Here is a 17,011-nt window from a genome sequence, read left to right on the forward strand (position 1 = left end):
GCGGCCGCCTGACCTCTAGACCACTTGCGCATAGTGGTACGGGAGGTATCCGATCAACCCGGGAGCATATTGACAGGTTATCGGTCTAGAGTCCAGACTCTCCGGCAAGTGGTACGGACCACTTCCTCCATCCCGGCGTGTCTCTCCCCCCATGGAGCACCATGAGTACGAACCTTCCCGTCCGGCTCGTCGGCGGTCTGGCCGGGCTCGCTCTGGCCGTGTCCGCCTGCGGTCTCGGCGGCGCCGAGCAGCCCGCGCGACAGCAGCAGCAGTCGAGCGGCCCCGTGAAGATCGTTTTCCAGACCCTGCAGCTGAAGCCCACCTTCACCGACTACATCGAGAAGACCGTGGCCGCCTTCGAGGCGGCGAACCCGGACATCGACGTCGAGTGGATGGACATCCCCTTCCAGGGCGCGCAGGAGAAGCTGGTCGCCGACACGACCGCCGGCAAGCTGCCCGACGTCGTCAACCTCAACCCCAGCTTCGCCCAGCCCCTCGAGGCCAAGGGCGTCTTCACCGACCTGGAGAGCGCGGCCCCGGACGCCAAGCCCCTGTACGTGCAGGGCGCCTGGGACGCCTTCAAGGTGCGCGGCACGACCGGCTCGTTCGGCTTCCCCTGGTACATCACCTCCGAGGTGACCATGTACAACAAGAAGCTCTTCAAGAAGGCGGACCTGGACCCGGACAAGCCGCCGGCGACGCTGGAGGCGCTCATCTCCGCGGCCGAGAAGATCGCCAAGGTGGGCAAGGGCGACTTCTACGGGATGCACCCCGCGTTGGAGAACCGCTTCCACACCGACCTGGCCAAGCTCGCCGTCCCGATGCTGGACGAGAGCGGCACATGGGCGTTCAACACGCCCGCGGCGATCGCCCACGTCGAGCGGCTGACCGCCATGTACGAGACGGGCGTGTTCGCCAAGGACTCCCTCACCCAGGACCACGCCAAGGAGAACGAGGCCTACCAGGCAGGCAAGATCGCGCTGTACCCCAGCGGGCCGAACTTCCTCACGATCGTCAAGGAGAACGCCCCGGACATCGCTGAGGCGACCGGCGTGGGCCCCCAGATCACCGGCTCCGACGGGGTCGCGAACATGTCGGTGATGGGCCTGCTCGTGCCCAAGTCCAGCCCGAACCAGGCGGCCGCCATCAAGTTCGCCACGTTCATGACCAACGGCGAGAACCAGCTCGCCTTCTCGAAGATCACCACCGTGCTGCCCAGCGTCAGCGAGGCGCTGAAGGACCCGTACTTCTCCACCAGCGACGGCACGCCCGAGGCCGAGGCGCGCAAGTTGTCGGCCGCCGCGATGCAGAACGCCAAGAACCTCACTCCCGTCGAGTACGACGACCGGGTCAAGAAGGTCGTCGTCGGCAAGGTGCAGCTCGCGATGCAGGGCGAGCTGACCGCCAAGGAGGCGCTGGACCAAGCGGTCGAGGAAGCCAATCAGATCACCGGCTCCTGATCCCGCACCGGTCCCCGGCTCCACCGCACCGGGGCCGGTCCGTCCCTCCAGAAAGGTCCGCTCATGATCGGCCGCCGATCGGCCACCCCATGGTTGTTCGTCGCCCCGGCGCTGCTGGTCGCGCTCGTCTTCTCGCTCGGGCCGTTCGTCAACACGGCCGTGCTGGCCTTCACCGACGCCACGACGCTGGGCGGCGGCACGTTCACCGGCCTGGACAACTTCTTCCGGCTGGCCGAGGACAGGCGTTTCTGGCTGGCCCTGGGAAACACCGCGCTGTACGTCGTGATCTGCGTTCCGGCCATGGTCACGCTGCCACTGCTGCTGGCGCTGCTGGTGGAGAAGAAGGTCTTCGCCATCGGGTTCTTCCGGGTGCTGTTCTACTCCCCCGTCGTGGCCTCCATGGTGGTCGTCGGCCTGATCTGGTCATGGTTGTTGTCGAGCGACGGCCTGGTGAACGCCGCGCTGCGCGGCCTGCACGTCGTCAGCGAGCCGCTGCCCTTTCTCACCGACGCCGACCTGCTGGTGCTCAGCGCGGCCGGAGTGACGATCTGGAAAGGACTCGGCTACTACATGGTCATCTACCTGGCGGCCCTGGCGAACGTGCCGCGCGAGCACCACGAGGCCGCCCAGGTGGACGGCGCGGGTGCGCTCCGCAGGTTCTGGTCGGTGACGGTGCCGGCCATCCGCCCGACCATGGTGCTCGTGGGCACGCTGTCGGCGGTCGCCTCCGCCAAGGTGTTCGCCGAGATCTATGTCCTCAGCAACGGCTCGGCCGGGCCTGGCGGCCGGGCCGCCAGCATCGTCTACCACATCCGCGAGGTCGGGCTCGGCCTGGGCGGTGAGGCCGGCTATGCCTCGGCGATGAGCCTGGTGCTCTTCATCGCCACGCTCGGCTTCTCGCTGCTGGTCACCCGGCTCAACCGACGGGAGGAGAGCCTGTGACCCCCGGCCTCATGGCCGCCCGCCGGATCGCCGGGCGTGCCGTCCGCTACCTGCTGCTGCTCCTGTTCCTCGTGGTGCTGATCGGCCCCTTCGCCTGGCAGCTGTCCACCTCGCTCAAGGGCCTGGGCGAGAGCATCTTCAGCTACCCGCCCGACCTGGTGCCGGACGAGCCCACGCTGCGCAACTACGCCAGGGTCATCGAGACGATCCCGGTCTGGCGTTACGGGTTCAACTCACTGGTGGTGGCCGTGCTCTCGGCCGTCAGCAACTGCGTGTTCGGCTCCATGGCCGGCTACGCGCTGGCCAGGATGAACTTCAAGGGCCGCAAGCTGGTCTTCGCCGCTTTCCTGGGCACGATGATCATCCCGTTCGAGGTCATCATGGTGTCGGTCTTCCTCACCTCTCGCTCGCTGGGCCTGGTCGACACCCTGCTCGGGGTGGTGCTGCCGACCGCGGTGACCGGCCTGTCGGTGCTGCTGTGCCGTAACGGCTTCCACAACCTGCCCATGGCGGTGGAGGAAGCGGCGATGCTCGACGGAGCGGGGGAGTGGCAGCGGTTCTGGCGCGTCGCCCTGCCCTCGGTGCGCGGCACGCTCGCCGTGGTCGCCATCTTCAGCTTCGTCTTCGCCTGGGACGAGTTCCTGTGGCCGCTCATCGTCCTGTCCACCCCGGACAACTACACCCTGACCGTGGGGATCCAGTACCTGTCGGGCACCTTCACCGCCGACCAACGGGTCATCGCAGCGGGCACAATGATCGCGGTTGTTCCGTTGTTGGCGCTGTTCTTCGCCCTGCAGAGATTCTTCTTCCGGGGTGTTGGAGAAGGAGCGGTCAAAGGATGACGCAGGAGACCAAGTACGAGACGCTCCGGCGCGCTCTGGCCGAGCTCATCGAGGCGCGGATGGCGCCGCACGATTCGCTGCCGAGCGAGCGGGAGCTGATGCAGCAGTACGGCGTGAGCCGCATGACGGTGCGCCAGGCGATCGATGGGCTGGTGCGTGACGGCCGCGTCTACCGGGTCCAGGGGGCGGGCACGTTCGTCGCCGACTCCGGCAAGATCACCAAGTCGCTGACGTTCAGCTCGTTCAGCGAGGACATCAGGGCCAGACGCATGAAGCCGGGCGGCAGGCTGCTCCTGCTGGAGAGCGAGCCCGCCGAGATCGACGTGGCCCGCGACCTGTTCCTCGAGCCGGGCACGCCGGTCGTGCACATCACCCGGCTGCGTACCGCCGACGGCGAGCCGATGTGCCTGGAGAACGCCTGGGTCCCCGAGCACCTGGTGCCGGACCTGGCCGCGCGCGGACATGTGGAGAGCCTGTACGACGTGCTGGAGGCGGCGGGCGCCGCGCCCGAGCACGCCGACCAGACCATCTCGGCCACGGTCGTCAACCGCGGGCAGGCCGAGCTGCTGGGCGTGCCCAACAGCTTCCCGGCGCTGCGGGTCTCGCGGGTGACGCACGACGCGCGCGGCCGGGCGGTGGAGCGGGCCATCAGCCTGTACCGCGCCGATCGTTACGACTACCGGCTGTCGATCGCGAGGAGCCGCAAGAAGTGAGGCTGGGCATCGACATCGGCGGCACCAAGATCGCCGCTGGCCTGGTGACGCCGGAAGGGACCGTGCGCCGCCGCGCGTACGCGCCCACCCCGGCCGCGCAGGGACCGCCGGCGGTCGTGCGGACCGTGGTGCGGCTGGCCCGCGAGCTGGGCCTGGACGGCGTCACCTGCGCCGGGGTGGGCACGGCGGGAGTCGTCGACCCCGCCGGCCGGAGGATCGCCGGAGCGACGGACGCGATCCGCGACTGGACGGGCACGCCGCTGGCCCAGCTGCTGGAGGACGAGCTGGACCTGCCCGTGCTGGTCCGCAACGACGTGCAGGCGTTCCTCGCCGGCGAGCTGGCGGGCTCCCCATGGCGGACGGCGCTGGGCGTCACCGTGGGCACCGGCATCGGCGGAGCCCTCGCCCTGGACGGCCGGGTCGTGACCGGCGTCCGCGGGACCGCCGGCCACGTCGGGCACGTGCCGGTCGCCGAGGCGGCGGGCCTGGCGTGCACGTGCGGCGCCGCCGGCCACGTCGAGGCGGTCGCCAGCGGTCCCGCCATGACGGCCGCCTTCGCCGCACTCGGCGGTGGGGCGGAGCTCGACCTGCGCAGCGTGCTGGAACGGGCCAGGGACGGCGACGCGGACGCGGCCGGCGTGCTGGCACGCGGCGGCCACGCCCTGGGCGAGGCGCTGGCCGGCGTCGTCAATGTCTGGGACCCGGACGTGGTGATCCTCGGAGGCGGGGTGCTGGCCGCCGGGGAGCTCTACCTGGCCCCGCTGCGCGCCGCGCTGGCCGCCGGCGTCCTGCCCGTCCTGGCCGGCGTTCCCGTGCTCCCCGCCCGCCTCGGAGACGACGCGGTGCTGGTCGGCGCCGCCGGGGCGGCGGGACAGGTGGGCGGATGACGCTCACGCTCGCCCTCGTCCCGCTGGACGAGCGGCCCGCCTGCGCCGCCCTGCCCCGCGAGATAGGCGCGGTGGCGGGCGCCCGTGCGCTGCTGCCGCCGCCCTCCGCCCTGCCGCGCATTCGCCGCCCGGGTGACACCACCGCGATCGCGGCGTGGTTGACGTCCGTCCGGTGTGACGCCGCGGTGGTGGCTCTGGAGACACTCGGATACGGCGGTCTGATCGCCTCAAGAACGGTTCCCGCCACGGTCGAAGAGGTCACCGGCAGGTGGGCGGAGCTTCGCGGGGTACGCGCGCCCGTGCACGCCGTCACGCTCGTCACCAGGACTCCCGACTCGGCCGACGCCATGGAGGAACCCGGCTATTGGTCACCGCACGGCCCCGGCCTGCACCGGCTCTCGGCCCATCTGCATCGCCGCTCCGCGGGGCAGGAGCCGGACGCCTGCCCGCCGGCCGTACCGGACGACGTCCGTGACGACTTCCTGCGGCGGCGGCTGCGCAACCACACGCTCAACCTGACCGCGCTCGGCCTGCTGGCCGACGGGACCCTGGACTCGCTGGTCATCGGCGCCGACGACACCGCCGCCTGGGGTATGGCGACGGCGGAACTCCGGTGGTTGCAGTCCTGGACCTCCTGGCTGGGCGACGGGCGCGTCGCGGTGCGGCCGGGGGCGGACGAGGCGACCGCGGCGCTGGTCGCCCGCGTGCTGTCCGGCGGGGTTCCCGTCGCCTTCTCCATCGAGTCGACGGGTCCGCTGGACCGGATCGCGCCCTACGAGAACATGCCCGTCGAGCAGACCGCGCGCGGGCAGATCGCCGCCTGCGGAGCGATCGCCGCCACCGGCGGCGCCGACGTCTCGCTGGTCGTCCACGTGCCCGACCAGACGGGCTCCGACTGGGCCGTGGCCCCGCCCGCGGCCACCGACCCCGAGGCCGCCGACGAGGTCGCCGCGCTCGTGGAGCGCCTGCTCGCCGACGGGCGACGGGTGGCCGTGGCGGACTGCGGACAGCCCAACGGGGCCGACCCGGCGCTGGTGGAGGCACTGGCCCGGCGCGGCCTGCTCGACCGGCTGACCGCGTACGCCGGCTGGAACACCGCGGGCAACACGATCGGCACGGCGGTGGCCCACGCGGTGGCGGTGGTGGCCGGGCAGCGCGCGGGCACCTTCGACCCGCCCGCTCACCGGCGCCTGCTGATGCGCCGCCTGGTCGAGGACTACGGGTACATGACCCGGGTCCGCGCGGCGGCCCGCGCCCGGCTGGGCAGCGACCCGGCCCGGCACGACCACGTGCCGGCCGGGCATCCGGTGATCGGGGAGATCGCCACGGCCCTGGACGGGCTGCGCCTGCCGGGGTTCGAGGGGCTGCGCGTGAACGGGGTCAGGCTGCCGTGGGAGCGCACGTTCGAGGTGGAATTCGACATCGAGGAGGGGAACGGCGCGTGCTGACAGCCGACGTCGTGGTCATCGGGGGCGGGCTCGGCGGCGTGGCCGCCGCGCTCGCAGCCGCCGAGTCGGGGCGCAGCGTGGTGCTCACCTGCGCGGAAGAGGACCTGGGCGGGCAGGTGACCAGCCAGCTCGTGCCCGCGCTCGATGAGCATCCGCACGTGGAGACCGGCGGGGTCTCCGCCTCCTACCGGCGGCTGCGCGACCTCGTCCGGGCCGGGTACGGCGGCATCGCCAACCCCGGCGGCGGCTGGGTGAGCAGGCTGTGCTTCGAGCCTCAGGTGGGCGCGGAGACGATCGGGAACCTGCTGGCGCCGCACGTGGCCGCCGGGCTGCTCACCGTCATCACCTGCGCCGCACCGGTGGACGCCCGTGTGCATGCGGGGCTCATCGAGGCGGTGACCCTCAGCACCGGGCAGACCGTCTCCGGGGAGGTGTTCTGCGACGCCACCGAACTGGGCGACCTGCTCGTCCTGGCGGGAGCTCCGTGGGTGTGCGGCTCCGAGGGCAGCGACGCCCACGGCGAGTCGCTCGCCGTCGAGGGCGGCCCGCAACCGCGGGCCGTCCAGTCGTGCACGACCGGTTTCCTGGTCGAGCACCTGCCGGGCGAGGACCACACGGTGCCCAGGCCGCCCGGTTACGAGCGCTGGCGCGACAGCCAGCCGTTCACGCTGGAGATCGCCGGCTGGGACGGCAGGACGCACCGTTACCGCATGTTCGACGACGGGCCCGACGGCCACCCGCCGTTCTGGACCTACCGGCGGCTCCGCGAGGGGGCCGTGCTCGGCGGCCGCGACCTGGCGCTGATCAACTGGGTGGGCAACGACTACGCCGACCGCTCCCTCATCCACGAGCCCCACCGGGCGGCGGACGGTGCGCGCCTGCTCTCGATGGCCTTCCTGCACTGGCTTCAGACGGAGGCGGGTTTCCCCGGCCTCCGCCTGGCCGCCGAGACCCCCGGCACGAGGGGCGGCCTGGCCCGGTACCCGTACGTGCGCGAATCGCGGCGGCTGGCCGTGCCCGAGCCCGTGACCGAGCACCACCTGCGACCGGTGCCCGGCCAGGTGAGGGCCGCGGCGATGCCTGATTCGGTGGGCGTGGCCTGGTACCACATGGACATCCACCCGCGGGTGGGTCACCCGGGCAGCCACTACGCCGACTCGGCACCGTTCCAGATCCCGCTGTTGGCGCTGGTCGCCCCGGAGCCGGGCAACCTGCTGGCCGCCGCCAAGAACCTGGGCGCCACCCAGGCCGCCGCCTCGGCCTACCGGGTGCACCATGGCGAATGGGCCGTCGGCGAGGCCGCCGGCACGGCCGCCGCCCACTGCGTGCGCCGCAGCATCAGGCCGGTCCGGTTGAGCACCCGCGACGAGCTCCCGGCGCTGCAGCAGGCCCTGCTGGCCCGTGGGGTGCCGATCGCCTGGGTGCTCGACGTCGCCCCGGAGGACCCGCTGTTCGCGCCCGTGCAACGGCTGGCGGTGGCGGGCGGCGTACGGCGGGACAGCCTGGACGTGCGGCCGGATGATCCGCCGGCTGAGGCGGACCGCAGGGCGCTGCGCGCGGTCGGCGTCCACCTGGACCGGCACGACATCAACACCTGGGCTGACGCGGCGAGCACGTTCGCCGAGGGGGAGGGAAGGGCATGACCGGCACCGACATGTTCGGCCTGCTGCGGGGCGGCCTGGTGGTCTCCTGCCAGGCCTACGAGGGTGAGCCCTTGCACGGGCCGCAGTTCATGAGCGCGATGGCGCGATCCGCCGTCCTGGGGGGTGCGGCCGGCGTGCGGGTCAACGGCCCGGCCGACGTCGCGGCCGTGCGCGCGGCGGTGCCGGTCCCGGTGGTCGGCCTGTGGAAGGACGGCGACGGGGACGTCTACATCACGCCCACGCTGGAGCACGCCCTGACGGTCGTGCGGGCGGGAGCGGACATCGTCGCGCTCGACGCCACGTCCCGCCCCCGGCCCGACGGCCGGGGTCTGGCCGAAACGATCGCCGGCGTCCACCGGGCCGGAGCGCTCGTCATGGCCGACGTCTCCACCGCCGAGGAAGGCGTGGCCGCCGCGGAGTTCGGCGCGGACTGTGTCTCGACGACCCTGTCCGGCTACACGTCCGCCGCTCCGCCCCCTGACGGGCCGGATCTGGGCCTGGTCGCCGTACTGGCCGGCAAGCTGGACATCCCCCTCTTCGCCGAGGGCAGGATCGGCACCCCCGCCCAGGCCGCCCGGGCAATCGAACTGGGGGCCCATGCCGTCGTCGTCGGCGGCGCCATCACCCGTCCCGCCGACATCACCCAGCGGTTCGCCCGTGTGCTGGGGGAGACCCGCTCCTGACCGTCTGCCATGGTGCCGGTGATCGAGGTCAGGGTGTCATGAAGCGCTCGCTCTCCTCTATGGCGCCGGCGTTGGCCAGGCGACGCCGGCGCATACCGGAACCGGTACGCCTCTCGCGGCGCGGTGTGAGCGGCGGGCGGTTTTGTCGGTGGGGTCGTTCATGATGGCGTCCATGGCTTCATGGCAGGAGTTCGAGCGGCAGGCTCCCGAGCTGGCGGGGGTGGCGCGGCGGCTGATGGAGGGCTGCAGGCACCGGGTCATGGCGACGCTGCGCAAGGACGGCTCGCCGCGGGTGAGCGGCATCGAGACGAGCTGGCGCGACGGCCAGTTGTGGACGGGGTCGATGCCGGGTGCCGTCAAGGCGTTCGACCTGCGGCGTGACCCGCGCATGGCGATCCACGTCGCCTCGGCGGAGCCGGACATGGAGGACCCGCCGGCGTGGGAGGGCGACGTGAAGCTCGCCGGGCGGGCGCTGGAGGTCACCGACCCGGCGGTGCTGGCGGCGTTCGAGTCGGATTCCGGCTCTCACCTGTTCCGGATCGAGCTGACGGAGGTGGTGTGGACGCGGGTCGAGGGCGACGAGCTGGTCATGGACGCCTGGCACGACGGGGACGGGGTGCGCCGGATCCGGCGTAAGTAATCTACAAAGTAAAGGCGCTGGGTCCGGACAGCGCCCCGGCTCTCAATGCACGAAGAAGCCACCATCGACGAAGAGCATCTGGCCGGTGACAAACGCGGAGGCGTCACCGGCCAGGAACACCGCGGCGCCGGCGAAGTCCTCGGGCAGGCCGTTGCGGCCCGTCATGTGGCGGGCGGCGAGCTCCTCGACGCGCCCGGGCACGGCCTGGGCGGGCTCGGTCAGCGGGGTCAGCACGAATCCGGGGATGATCGTGTTGATGCACACACCGCTGGCCGACCACGCCTCGGCCTGGGAGCGGGTCAGTCCGGCGAGTCCGGCCTTGGCCGCGCCGTAGGCCCCGCTGTCGCCGAAGGCGCTGATCGACTGCTGGGAGCCGATGTTGATGATCCGTCCCCAGCCGCGTTCGGCCATCCGGGGGCCGAAGTGCTGGCCGAGGAGGTACGGCGCGGTGAGGTTGACGGCCATGGTGCGTTCGTAGTCGTCGACGGTGAGCTCGGCCATGGGCTTGCGGATGTTGTTGCCGGCGTCGTTGACCAGGATGTCGATGGTGCCCGCGGTGGCGCAGACCCGCTCGACGTCGTCGCGCCGGCCGAGGTCGGCGCTGATGGCGGAAGCGGTGACGCCGTGCTCGCGCAGCCGGGTGACGGCCTTGTCCAGGGGGTCCTGCCTGCGGGCGACCACCACGACCTCGGCTCCGGCTCGGCCGATGGCTTCGGCGATGGCGTACCCGATTCCGGAGCTGCCGCCGGTGATCAGGGCGCGGCGGCCGTGCAGGGAGAACAGCTCACGCAGATAGTCCGACATGGAGCGTCAAGTTAGCATCCTGCCTCAGCGCGGGTGAGGGGGGCCGATCGGCGGGTGCCGCACGGGCGGGCTGGTTTGACACCTTATTGGCTAACCGCTATCTATTAGCCAACCGTTAGGGGGTGGCATGCAGGACGCGGTGCTGGCGATGCTGGCCAAGGAGCCGTCGCACGGGTACGGCCTCCGTGCCCGGCTGCGGCGTAGCCTCGGCCCGCTGGGTGGGTCGATGAACCCCGGCCAGATCTATGTGACGCTGGCCCGGCTGGAGAAGGCGGGGCTCGTGGTCGGCGAGCGCGCGGACGGCCTGCCGGAGCGGCCGGAGCGCAAGGTCTACGCGCTGACGGCGGCCGGGCAGCAGCGGGTGAGCGCCTGGTTGGCCGAGGTGGGCTGGCCGAAACCGGATCTGGCGGAGTTTCATCTCAAGCTCGCCGCGGCGGCCGCGGCCCGGCTGGCCGATCCGGTGGAACTGGTGGGGGCGCAGCGCCGTGAGCTGCTGCGCCGTCTGCGTGAGGCTCAGCAGGCGGCGCTGGCCGAGCCGGTGGGCTCTCCCGCCGGGCTGCTGCTGGAAGGGGTCGTGTTGCGGTTGCAGGCGGATCTGCGCTGGCTGGAGGCCTGCGAGCGGGCCTGGTCGGGCACCGATGACGAAGGCGAGGGCGCGTGAACGGGCCGGCCGCGGTGATCGAGGCGCATGGCCTGGTCAAGCATCACGGTCACGGCCAGAGCCTGGTGCGCGCGGTCGACGAGGTGTACCTGCAGGTGCCACCGGGGCAGATGGTGGCGGTGATGGGGCCCAGTGGTTGCGGGAAGTCGACGCTGCTGCATCTGCTGGGTGGTCTGGAACGGCCGAGCGGCGGGGAGGTGTGGCTGGGCGGGCGGCGTGTGGACACGTTGAGTGAGCGGGCTCTGGCGCGGTTGCGGCGCCGGTCGGTGGGGTTCGTCTTTCAGGCCTTCCACCTGGTGGAGGAGTTGTCGGCGGCGGAGAACGTGGAGCTGCCGGTGCTGCTGGCCGGGGGCTCGCGGCGTCAGGCCAGGCGGCGGGCGGGCCGTCTGCTGGAACGTGTCGGGCTGAGCGGCCGTGCCGGGCATCTGCCGTCGCAGTTGTCCGGTGGGCAGCGTCAGCGGGTGGCCGTCGCGCGGGCGCTGGTCAACGATCCGCTGGTCGTTCTGGCCGACGAGCCGACCGGCAATCTCGACACCGCGGCGACCTTGGAGGTGCTGCGGATCTTCGAAGAGCTGCGTACGGCGGGGCAGACGCTGGTGATGGTCACGCACGACGAGCGGGTCGCGGCCATCGCGGACCGGCTGGTCTCGATGCGTGACGGGATGTTCGCCGATGACACCTGCCTGGCCGGCTCTCACCGGCGGGGGCTCGGCGGGCTGATCGGGCTGGACGGCTGATGGGCGCCGTCGTGCTGGTCGGGCGCCTGGTGCTGGCCGGTGTGCGCCGGCGTAGGGCTCAAGCCGCGATGCTGGTGCTCGCGGTGGCCGTGGCCACGGCGACGTTGGCGTTGGGCCTGTCGTTGCGGGGGGTCAGCGATGCGCTGTACGAGCAGACCCGGGCGGCCACGGCCGGGCCGGACGTGGTGGTGCTGTCGGGTGAGACGGGTTCCGCCGTGACCAGGGCGCTGGCCTCGCTGGCCGATGATCCGGGCGTGGTGGCCCACCATGGGCCTTATCGCGTGGTCCACGCCGGCCTGACCGCGCGTGGCCGCACCTCCAACGTGGTGGTGCACGGTTTCGGTGAGAAGCTCGGAGCGGTCAACCGGCCGCTGGTGACCTCGGGGCGCTGGGTGCGTCCCGGCGGCGCGGTGCTCGAACGGGGCTTCGCCGCCGCGCTGGGCGCGGGTGTGGGTGACCGCGTGACCATCGAGGGCCGGTCCTACTCCGTCGTCGGGATCGCGGTGACGGCGGCCACCTCCGTCTATCCCTGGGCGGCGCAGATCGGCCCGGGCGGCGGTCCCGTCGACTACAGCGGACTGGCGTGGATGACCCGGTCGGATGCCCGGGCGCTGGCCTCGTCCCGGGATCTGCCGGTGACCACGGCCGTGGATCTCAAGCTGCGTGATCCCGCGGCCACCGGGGCCTTCCGCGAGGCCCACCACGACCTGCCTGTCGTGGCCCACTTCCAGTCCTGGCAGTTCAGAGCCGAGCAGGACATGGTCATCCTGAAGAACAGCCTGCCGATCCTGGTCGTCGGAAGCTGGCTGCTGAGCTTCCTGGCCGTCACCGGCGTGGCGGCGCTGGCGGCGGGGCGCGTCGTCGAGCAGACGCGCCGGGCCGGGCTGCTCAAGGCCGTGGGCGCGGGGCCGGGTCTGATCGCCGCGGTCCTGCTGACCGAGTATGTGGTGCTCGCGCTGGCCGGTGAGGTGCTGGGGCTGGTGATCGCCCGGCTGGTCGCGCCGGTGATCGCCAGTCCCACCGCCAGCAGGATCGGCGAGGTGGCCGGGCCGGGCGGCGGCACCGTGGCCGCGGTGACGGCTCTCGCCGTGGCGGTGGCGGTGTTGTCGGCGCTGCGTCCCACGTTGCGCGCCCTGCGTACGGCGACCGTCACGGCGCTGACCGTCACCGCTCACCAGCCTCGTCGCCGGCCGTGGCTGACCGCGTTGTCGGCGCTGCTGCCCACGCCGCTGCTGCTCGGTCTTCGGCTGACCGCCCGCCGGCCGGGCCGCGCCGTGCTGCAGGCGTGCGCCACCGCCATCACGGTGATCGGGATCGTCGCGCTGCTGACTCTGTACGCCCAGCCGGAGCGGGGCTACGGCCTGGACGGCTCCAGCGTGCTGCCCAATCTGCGGGGCGAGCACGACCGCCGGCTGATGCTGGCCGTGACCGTGCTGCTGATCGTGCTGGCCGTGGTGAACACCATCACGTTCACCTGGACCACCGCCATGGAGGCCCGGGCGAACCTGGCCATCGCCCGCACGCTGGGCGCCACTCCGGGTCAGGTCTCCGCGGGGTTGTCCGCCGCCCAGCTTCTGCCCAGCCTGCCCGGCGCCGTCATCGGGGTCCCGCTGGGCACCGGCCTGCTCTCGCTCTTCGCCGCCGACAACGCGGCAGAGGCTCCCTCGTCGTGGTTGTCCGGCGCCGTGGTGGCGGCTCTGGTGGCGACGGCGGCGCTCACCGCCCTGCCCACGCGGCTGGCGGCCCGCCGGCCCGTGACACCCACCCTCAGCTCCGAAGCAGCGTGAACCGCGGACTGCACGGTCGGAGGGCACACGGCGTGGAAAGGGCCCGCGCGCTGTACGCGATCCGCGGTAATCCGTTTGTGTATCGCCACGGCCCGCTGTCAGTATCAGGGCCCATGCGTCACCCTCTTGACACGCTGGACTGGCCGATCTCCACCGAGCGGTTGCTGTTGCGCCGGGCTGCCCCCCGAGGACCTGGACGCGACCTGGGCCTTCCGGCAGCTTCCGGAGACTCACGAATGGGTGGCGGCCGCCACAGAGGCCTACGACGACTACCGTGAGCGTTTCCTCCGCGAGGAGCGGCTCGTGGACCTGCTCATCGTCGAACTGGACGGCCGGGTGATCGGTGACCTGACACTGAAGATCCAGGACTGTTGGGCCCAGGAAGAGGTCGCTGACCAGGCGAGAAGCGTCCAAGGAGAGCTCGGGTGGACGCTCGATCCCGCCTACGGCGGCCAGGGCTACGCCACCGAGGCGGTACGCGCCCTCATCGGCATCTCCTTCAAGCGTCTTGGCCTGCGCCGCCTGCACGCGGACTGCTTCTACGACAACGAATCCTCGTGGCGGCTGATGGAGCGGGTCGGGATGCGCCGCGAACAGCACACGGTGAGAGACGCGCTCCACCGCACCAAGGGATGGCTCGACGGTCTCTCATACGCGCTCCTGGCCGAGGAATGGCCCGCTGACGAGTGATTACGGCGGAGAGGCTCTTGGCGGAGCGCTTCGCTCCGCAACTGGTAGGGTCTGTGGCGATGACCACGCGCAAAGACATCGCAGAACGCAACGACCGCGCTTTGCTTCAGGCCGCGCGCGATGTGCTTGCCGAAGACGGCGCGCACGCGTCGGTGGCCGCCATCGCGACCCGGGCGGGCGTCGGTATCGGCAGCCTCTATCGCCGTTACAAGACCAAGGAGGAGCTGTTCCAGCGGCTCAGCCTGCTCTCTCTCGACCACTGGAACGAGGCGGCCGAGCAGGGTCTGGCCGACCCTGACCCGTGGGCGGGGCTGGCGGCTTTCGTTCATGGCTGTGTGGCGTTCGGGCAGGGCTTGCTGGCGCCGGTCGCCGGCACCATCGAGGTGAGCCAGGAGATGAGCGCCAAGGCCCGCCGCGGCGACGAACTGCTCGCCGAGCTGGTACGGCGGGCGCACCAGGCCGGCGTACTGCGCGAGGACGTGGCCGCGGTCGACATCTCGCTGCTCATCGAGCAGTTCGGCCGTTCCCCGGTGGTCGATCAGCTGCGCAAGCAGGGCAGGGACGATCTGCTGACCGCCGCTGCCCAGGCGCGCCGACGGCTGATCGCGATAGCGCTCGACGGGTTGCGGCCGGGACACGGCCCGTTGCCCGGTTCTCCGCCGGGCGAGGAACTCTTCACCAGCCGCTGGTCAAACGAGTAGACGACCCCCGATACCCGGCCCGGCACCCGAGCGGCCAACCTCTACGAGGCGTCCCGCCCCGATCACACCCTGGCTCGCAGGGCACTGGTCGGGCGGTGACGTGTGCGGGGCGGCTCTCGCCCTGCTACGCGCTGAGCACGTCGGCGAGCACGGCCGCCTGGCTGATCTCGGGCCGTCTGGTCGAGGTGAGCAGGGTGAGCGGCCGGTTCTCGGCGAGTTCGCGCAGGTGGGCGAGGGCCTCGGCGCGTTCTGGGTCGCGCAGTTCGTCGCGGTAGCGGCGGGCGAACTCCTCGAAGCGCTCGGGGTCGTGGGCGTACCAGGTGCGCAGTTCCGTCGAGGGTGCGACCTGCTTGCACCATTCGTCGAGGTGGGCCCGGTCCTTGGCCATTCCGCGCGGCCAGACCCGGTCGACCAGCACCCGGGTGCCGTCGTCGCCTGTGGGCTCGTCGTAGACGCGTCGCACGTGAATCGTGGTCGTCTTCGCCATCGTCGCCTCCTCTGACACGACGATACGCGTATGCAGGATGAGGAGACGCCTGAGGGGTTGCCGCGCGCGCACGCGGGGGTTAAGCTCGAATGCTGCCTTTATCTAGCATGAGCATTCACAACCCTCCCGATAGGAGTATACCAGCGAATGGCTAATCGTCAAGATGGTCTCGCGCAAGCCCTTGACAGCGAGCAGCGTGCCGTGTCGTGGCTGTACGGCCGGCTCGACGTGGCCCGGCAGCGGGCGCAGGAGGCGCTGCGCACGGCGTACGGCAGGGCGACGGGCACCCGCCAGGCGATGGTCGAGCGCGAGGTGATGGCCTCGGAGCAGGCGCGGCGCCTGGCCCAGCTCAACGCGGTGGAGCGCGGACTGTGTTTCGGCCGGATCGATGACGGCTCCGGGCACAGCACGTACATCGGCAGGATCGGCCTGCGCGACGAGGGGCACGAGTCGGTGCTGATCGACTGGCGGGCGCCGGCGGCGCGGCCGTTCTACGTGGCCACGGCCACCGACCCCGGCGGGCTGGTGCGCCGCAGGCACCTGCATCTGAAGGACCGCACGGTGGTCGGCATCGACGACGAGGTGTTCGACCTGGAGGGCATGGACGACGGCGACCGGCGCGCGCTGGTGGGCGAGGCCGCGCTGCTGGCGGCGTTGCGCCGGGGCCGGACGGGCCGGATGAGCGACGTGGTGGCGACGATCCAGAGCGAGCAGGACCGGGTGATCCGCTCCTCGCTGCAGGGGGCGCTGGTCGTGCAGGGCGGTCCGGGCACCGGCAAGACGGTGGCGGCGCTGCACCGGGCGGCGTACCTGCTCTACACCCACCGCGACACGCTGGAGCGGCGCGGGGTGCTCGTGGTGGGCCCTAACCCGATGTTCCTGCGCTACATCAGCCAGGTGCTGCCGGCGCTGGGGGAGACGCAGGTGGTGATGGCCACGGTCGGGGAGATGTTCCCGGGGGTGCGGGCGAGCGCGGCCGACGCGCCGGGCGCGGCGGTGGCCAAGGGGGATCCGCGCATGGCCGGGGTGGTGGCCGGGGCGCTGGAGCTGCGCCAGGCGGTGCCGGACGGTGACCTGGTCGTGGAGCTGGACGGGTTGCGGCTGCGGGTGCCGTACGAGGTGTGCGCGCGGCTGCGCGAGCGGGCGCGGGCGGTGCGGCTGCCGCACAACATGGCGCGCAAGCTGTACGTCAGCGAGCTGCTGAAGGAGCTGGCCAGGGCGGAGGCGCGGGCGCTGGAGGAGTCGCTGCACATCGAGGAGCTGGAGGTGGACGAGCCCGAGCTGACCGAGCCGCTCGACCTGGAGGCCGACCTGGACGAGATCGATCTGAAGCTGGCGTCGCGGCGGTTGTGGGGTGAGCCGGAGATCCGGCGCGCGGTGGACGCGTTGTGGCCGGAGCTGACGCCGCAGCGGCTGGTCGAGGACCTGCTGTCGTCGGCGCGGACGTTGCGGTCGGTGGTGCCGCCGGATCTGGACTGGCGGGCGCTCCTGCGCCGGCCGGGCTCCGCCTGGACTCCGGGCGACGTGCCGCTGCTGGACGAGGCGGCCGAGCTGCTCGGCGAGGACGACTCGGCGCGGCGGGCGGCGGACAGGGAGGCCGCGCAGGAGTGGGCCGGGCAGGAGCTCTTCGCTCATGAGGTGCTGGAGTCGACGGGGGTGGCCGAGCAGGGCATCTTCGACCGGGCCGACGTGCTGGCCGAGCGGCACGCCGACGACGGCTCGGGCCTGACCACGGCCGACCGGGCGGTGGCCGACCGTTCGTGGGCCTACGGGCACGTGATCGTTGACGAGGCGCAGGAGTTGTCGCCGATGGCCTGGCGGATGGTGATGCGGCGGGTGCCGGCCAAGTCGCTGACCGTGGTGGGGGATCTGGCGCAGACGGGGTC

17 protein-coding genes are annotated in these 17,011 nt (G+C 72.0%); 15 read left to right on the plus strand and 2 right to left on the minus strand.

Going from position 1 to position 17,011, the window contains the following annotated elements:
* The first annotated feature begins 161 nt into the window (after positions 1-161).
* The 9 genes from E1295_RS33095 to E1295_RS33135 all read left to right on the plus strand — a co-directional run bounded on the left by E1295_RS33095 (position 162) and on the right by E1295_RS33135 (position 9,258).
* Positions 162-1,460 (plus strand): ABC transporter substrate-binding protein, encoded by a 1,299-nt coding sequence (locus E1295_RS33095; RefSeq protein WP_132636616.1) that lies wholly within the window; start codon positions 162-164, stop codon positions 1,458-1,460.
* A 63-nt stretch (positions 1,461-1,523) separates the two neighbouring features.
* Positions 1,524-2,402 (plus strand): carbohydrate ABC transporter permease, encoded by an 879-nt coding sequence (locus E1295_RS33100; RefSeq protein ID WP_132636618.1) that lies wholly within the window; start codon positions 1,524-1,526, stop codon positions 2,400-2,402.
* A complete protein-coding gene (locus E1295_RS33105) occupies positions 2,399-3,244 on the plus strand; it encodes a carbohydrate ABC transporter permease (protein WP_220449014.1) in 846 nt (281 codons plus the stop codon). Before E1295_RS33100 ends, E1295_RS33105 begins: the two co-directional genes overlap by 4 nt.
* Positions 3,241-3,957 carry a GntR family transcriptional regulator gene (locus tag E1295_RS52000; protein ID WP_132636620.1) on the plus strand — a complete coding sequence of 239 codons (717 nt, stop codon included), beginning with the start codon at positions 3,241-3,243 and terminating at the stop codon, positions 3,955-3,957. Before E1295_RS33105 ends, E1295_RS52000 begins: the two co-directional genes overlap by 4 nt.
* A complete protein-coding gene (locus tag E1295_RS33115; protein WP_220449015.1) occupies positions 3,954-4,844 on the plus strand; it encodes an ROK family protein in 891 nt (296 codons plus the stop codon). The genes E1295_RS52000 and E1295_RS33115 overlap by 4 nt, the downstream gene beginning before the upstream one ends.
* The gene (locus E1295_RS33120; protein WP_132636622.1) at positions 4,841-6,292 is read left to right on the plus strand and encodes a DUF4127 family protein; all 1,452 of its coding nucleotides are present in this window, start codon (positions 4,841-4,843) and stop codon (positions 6,290-6,292) included. Before E1295_RS33115 ends, E1295_RS33120 begins: the two co-directional genes overlap by 4 nt.
* Positions 6,286-7,935 (plus strand): FAD-dependent oxidoreductase, encoded by a 1,650-nt coding sequence (locus tag E1295_RS33125; protein WP_166427518.1) that lies wholly within the window; start codon positions 6,286-6,288, stop codon positions 7,933-7,935. Before E1295_RS33120 ends, E1295_RS33125 begins: the two co-directional genes overlap by 7 nt.
* Positions 7,932-8,618 (plus strand): N-acetylmannosamine-6-phosphate 2-epimerase, encoded by a 687-nt coding sequence (locus E1295_RS33130; protein ID WP_132636626.1) that lies wholly within the window; start codon positions 7,932-7,934, stop codon positions 8,616-8,618. The genes E1295_RS33125 and E1295_RS33130 overlap by 4 nt, the downstream gene beginning before the upstream one ends.
* A 172-nt stretch (positions 8,619-8,790) precedes the next feature.
* Positions 8,791-9,258 carry a pyridoxamine 5'-phosphate oxidase family protein gene (locus E1295_RS33135; protein ID WP_132636628.1) on the plus strand — a complete coding sequence of 156 codons (468 nt, stop codon included), beginning with the start codon at positions 8,791-8,793 and terminating at the stop codon, positions 9,256-9,258.
* 42 nt (positions 9,259-9,300) lie between these two features.
* Here the strand turns inward: E1295_RS33135 and E1295_RS33140 are convergent, their stop codons facing one another.
* Positions 9,301-10,062 (minus strand): SDR family NAD(P)-dependent oxidoreductase, encoded by a 762-nt coding sequence (locus tag E1295_RS33140; RefSeq protein ID WP_132636630.1) that lies wholly within the window; start codon positions 10,060-10,062, stop codon positions 9,301-9,303.
* Positions 10,063-10,189: 127 nt separating this feature from the next.
* On the opposite strand from E1295_RS33140, the gene E1295_RS33145 reads away from it, so the two are divergent.
* The 5 genes from E1295_RS33145 to E1295_RS33165 all read left to right on the plus strand — a co-directional run bounded on the left by E1295_RS33145 (position 10,190) and on the right by E1295_RS33165 (position 14,638).
* Positions 10,190-10,723: a PadR family transcriptional regulator gene (locus tag E1295_RS33145; RefSeq protein WP_132636632.1), complete on the plus strand. Its 534-nt coding sequence runs from the start codon at positions 10,190-10,192 to the stop codon at positions 10,721-10,723.
* A complete protein-coding gene (locus tag E1295_RS33150) occupies positions 10,720-11,460 on the plus strand; it encodes an ABC transporter ATP-binding protein (protein ID WP_132636634.1) in 741 nt (246 codons plus the stop codon). The genes E1295_RS33145 and E1295_RS33150 overlap by 4 nt, the downstream gene beginning before the upstream one ends.
* Positions 11,460-13,247: an ABC transporter permease gene (locus tag E1295_RS33155; RefSeq protein ID WP_132636636.1), complete on the plus strand. Its 1,788-nt coding sequence runs from the start codon at positions 11,460-11,462 to the stop codon at positions 13,245-13,247. Before E1295_RS33150 ends, E1295_RS33155 begins: the two co-directional genes overlap by 1 nt.
* Positions 13,248-13,373: 126 nt before the next feature.
* The gene (locus E1295_RS33160) at positions 13,374-13,937 is read left to right on the plus strand and encodes a GNAT family N-acetyltransferase (protein WP_220449016.1); all 564 of its coding nucleotides are present in this window, start codon (positions 13,374-13,376) and stop codon (positions 13,935-13,937) included.
* A gap of 59 nt (positions 13,938-13,996) precedes the next feature.
* Positions 13,997-14,638, plus strand: coding sequence for a TetR/AcrR family transcriptional regulator (locus E1295_RS33165; protein WP_132636638.1), 642 nt, complete (start codon positions 13,997-13,999; stop codon positions 14,636-14,638).
* A gap of 124 nt (positions 14,639-14,762) precedes the next feature.
* On the opposite strand, the gene E1295_RS33170 is transcribed toward E1295_RS33165, so the two are convergent.
* Complete coding sequence (locus tag E1295_RS33170; protein ID WP_132636640.1) at positions 14,763-15,125, minus strand: DUF488 domain-containing protein; 363 nt, start codon at positions 15,123-15,125, stop codon at positions 14,763-14,765.
* A gap of 147 nt (positions 15,126-15,272) precedes the next feature.
* On the opposite strand from E1295_RS33170, the gene E1295_RS33175 reads away from it, so the two are divergent.
* Positions 15,273-17,011: HelD family protein (locus tag E1295_RS33175; protein ID WP_342775931.1), on the plus strand; the 1,739-nt coding region annotated here is incomplete at its 3' end.

Source organism: Nonomuraea mesophila (assembly GCF_004352805.1).
Classification (GTDB): domain Bacteria; phylum Actinomycetota; class Actinomycetes; order Streptosporangiales; family Streptosporangiaceae; genus Nonomuraea; species Nonomuraea longispora.

Excerpts from the sequence above, each read along its gene's own strand:
- E1295_RS33095 (WP_132636616.1), top strand. The coding sequence starts at position 162 with ATGAGTACGAACCTTCCCGTCCGGCTCGTCGGCGGTCTGGCCGGGCTC.
- E1295_RS33100 (WP_132636618.1), top strand. The coding sequence starts at position 1,524 with ATGATCGGCCGCCGATCGGCCACCCCATGGTTGTTCGTCGCCCCGGCG.
- E1295_RS52000 (WP_132636620.1), top strand. The coding sequence starts at position 3,241 with ATGACGCAGGAGACCAAGTACGAGACGCTCCGGCGCGCTCTGGCCGAG.
- E1295_RS33120 (WP_132636622.1), top strand. The coding sequence starts at position 4,841 with ATGACGCTCACGCTCGCCCTCGTCCCGCTGGACGAGCGGCCCGCCTGC.
- E1295_RS33130 (WP_132636626.1), top strand. The coding sequence starts at position 7,932 with ATGACCGGCACCGACATGTTCGGCCTGCTGCGGGGCGGCCTGGTGGTC.
- E1295_RS33135 (WP_132636628.1), top strand. The coding sequence starts at position 8,791 with ATGGCTTCATGGCAGGAGTTCGAGCGGCAGGCTCCCGAGCTGGCGGGG.
- E1295_RS33140 (WP_132636630.1), bottom strand. The coding sequence starts at position 10,062 with ATGTCGGACTATCTGCGTGAGCTGTTCTCCCTGCACGGCCGCCGCGCC.
- E1295_RS33145 (WP_132636632.1), top strand. The coding sequence starts at position 10,190 with ATGCAGGACGCGGTGCTGGCGATGCTGGCCAAGGAGCCGTCGCACGGG.
- E1295_RS33155 (WP_132636636.1), top strand. The coding sequence starts at position 11,460 with ATGGGCGCCGTCGTGCTGGTCGGGCGCCTGGTGCTGGCCGGTGTGCGC.
- E1295_RS33165 (WP_132636638.1), top strand. The coding sequence starts at position 13,997 with ATGACCACGCGCAAAGACATCGCAGAACGCAACGACCGCGCTTTGCTT.
- E1295_RS33170 (WP_132636640.1), bottom strand. The coding sequence starts at position 15,125 with ATGGCGAAGACGACCACGATTCACGTGCGACGCGTCTACGACGAGCCC.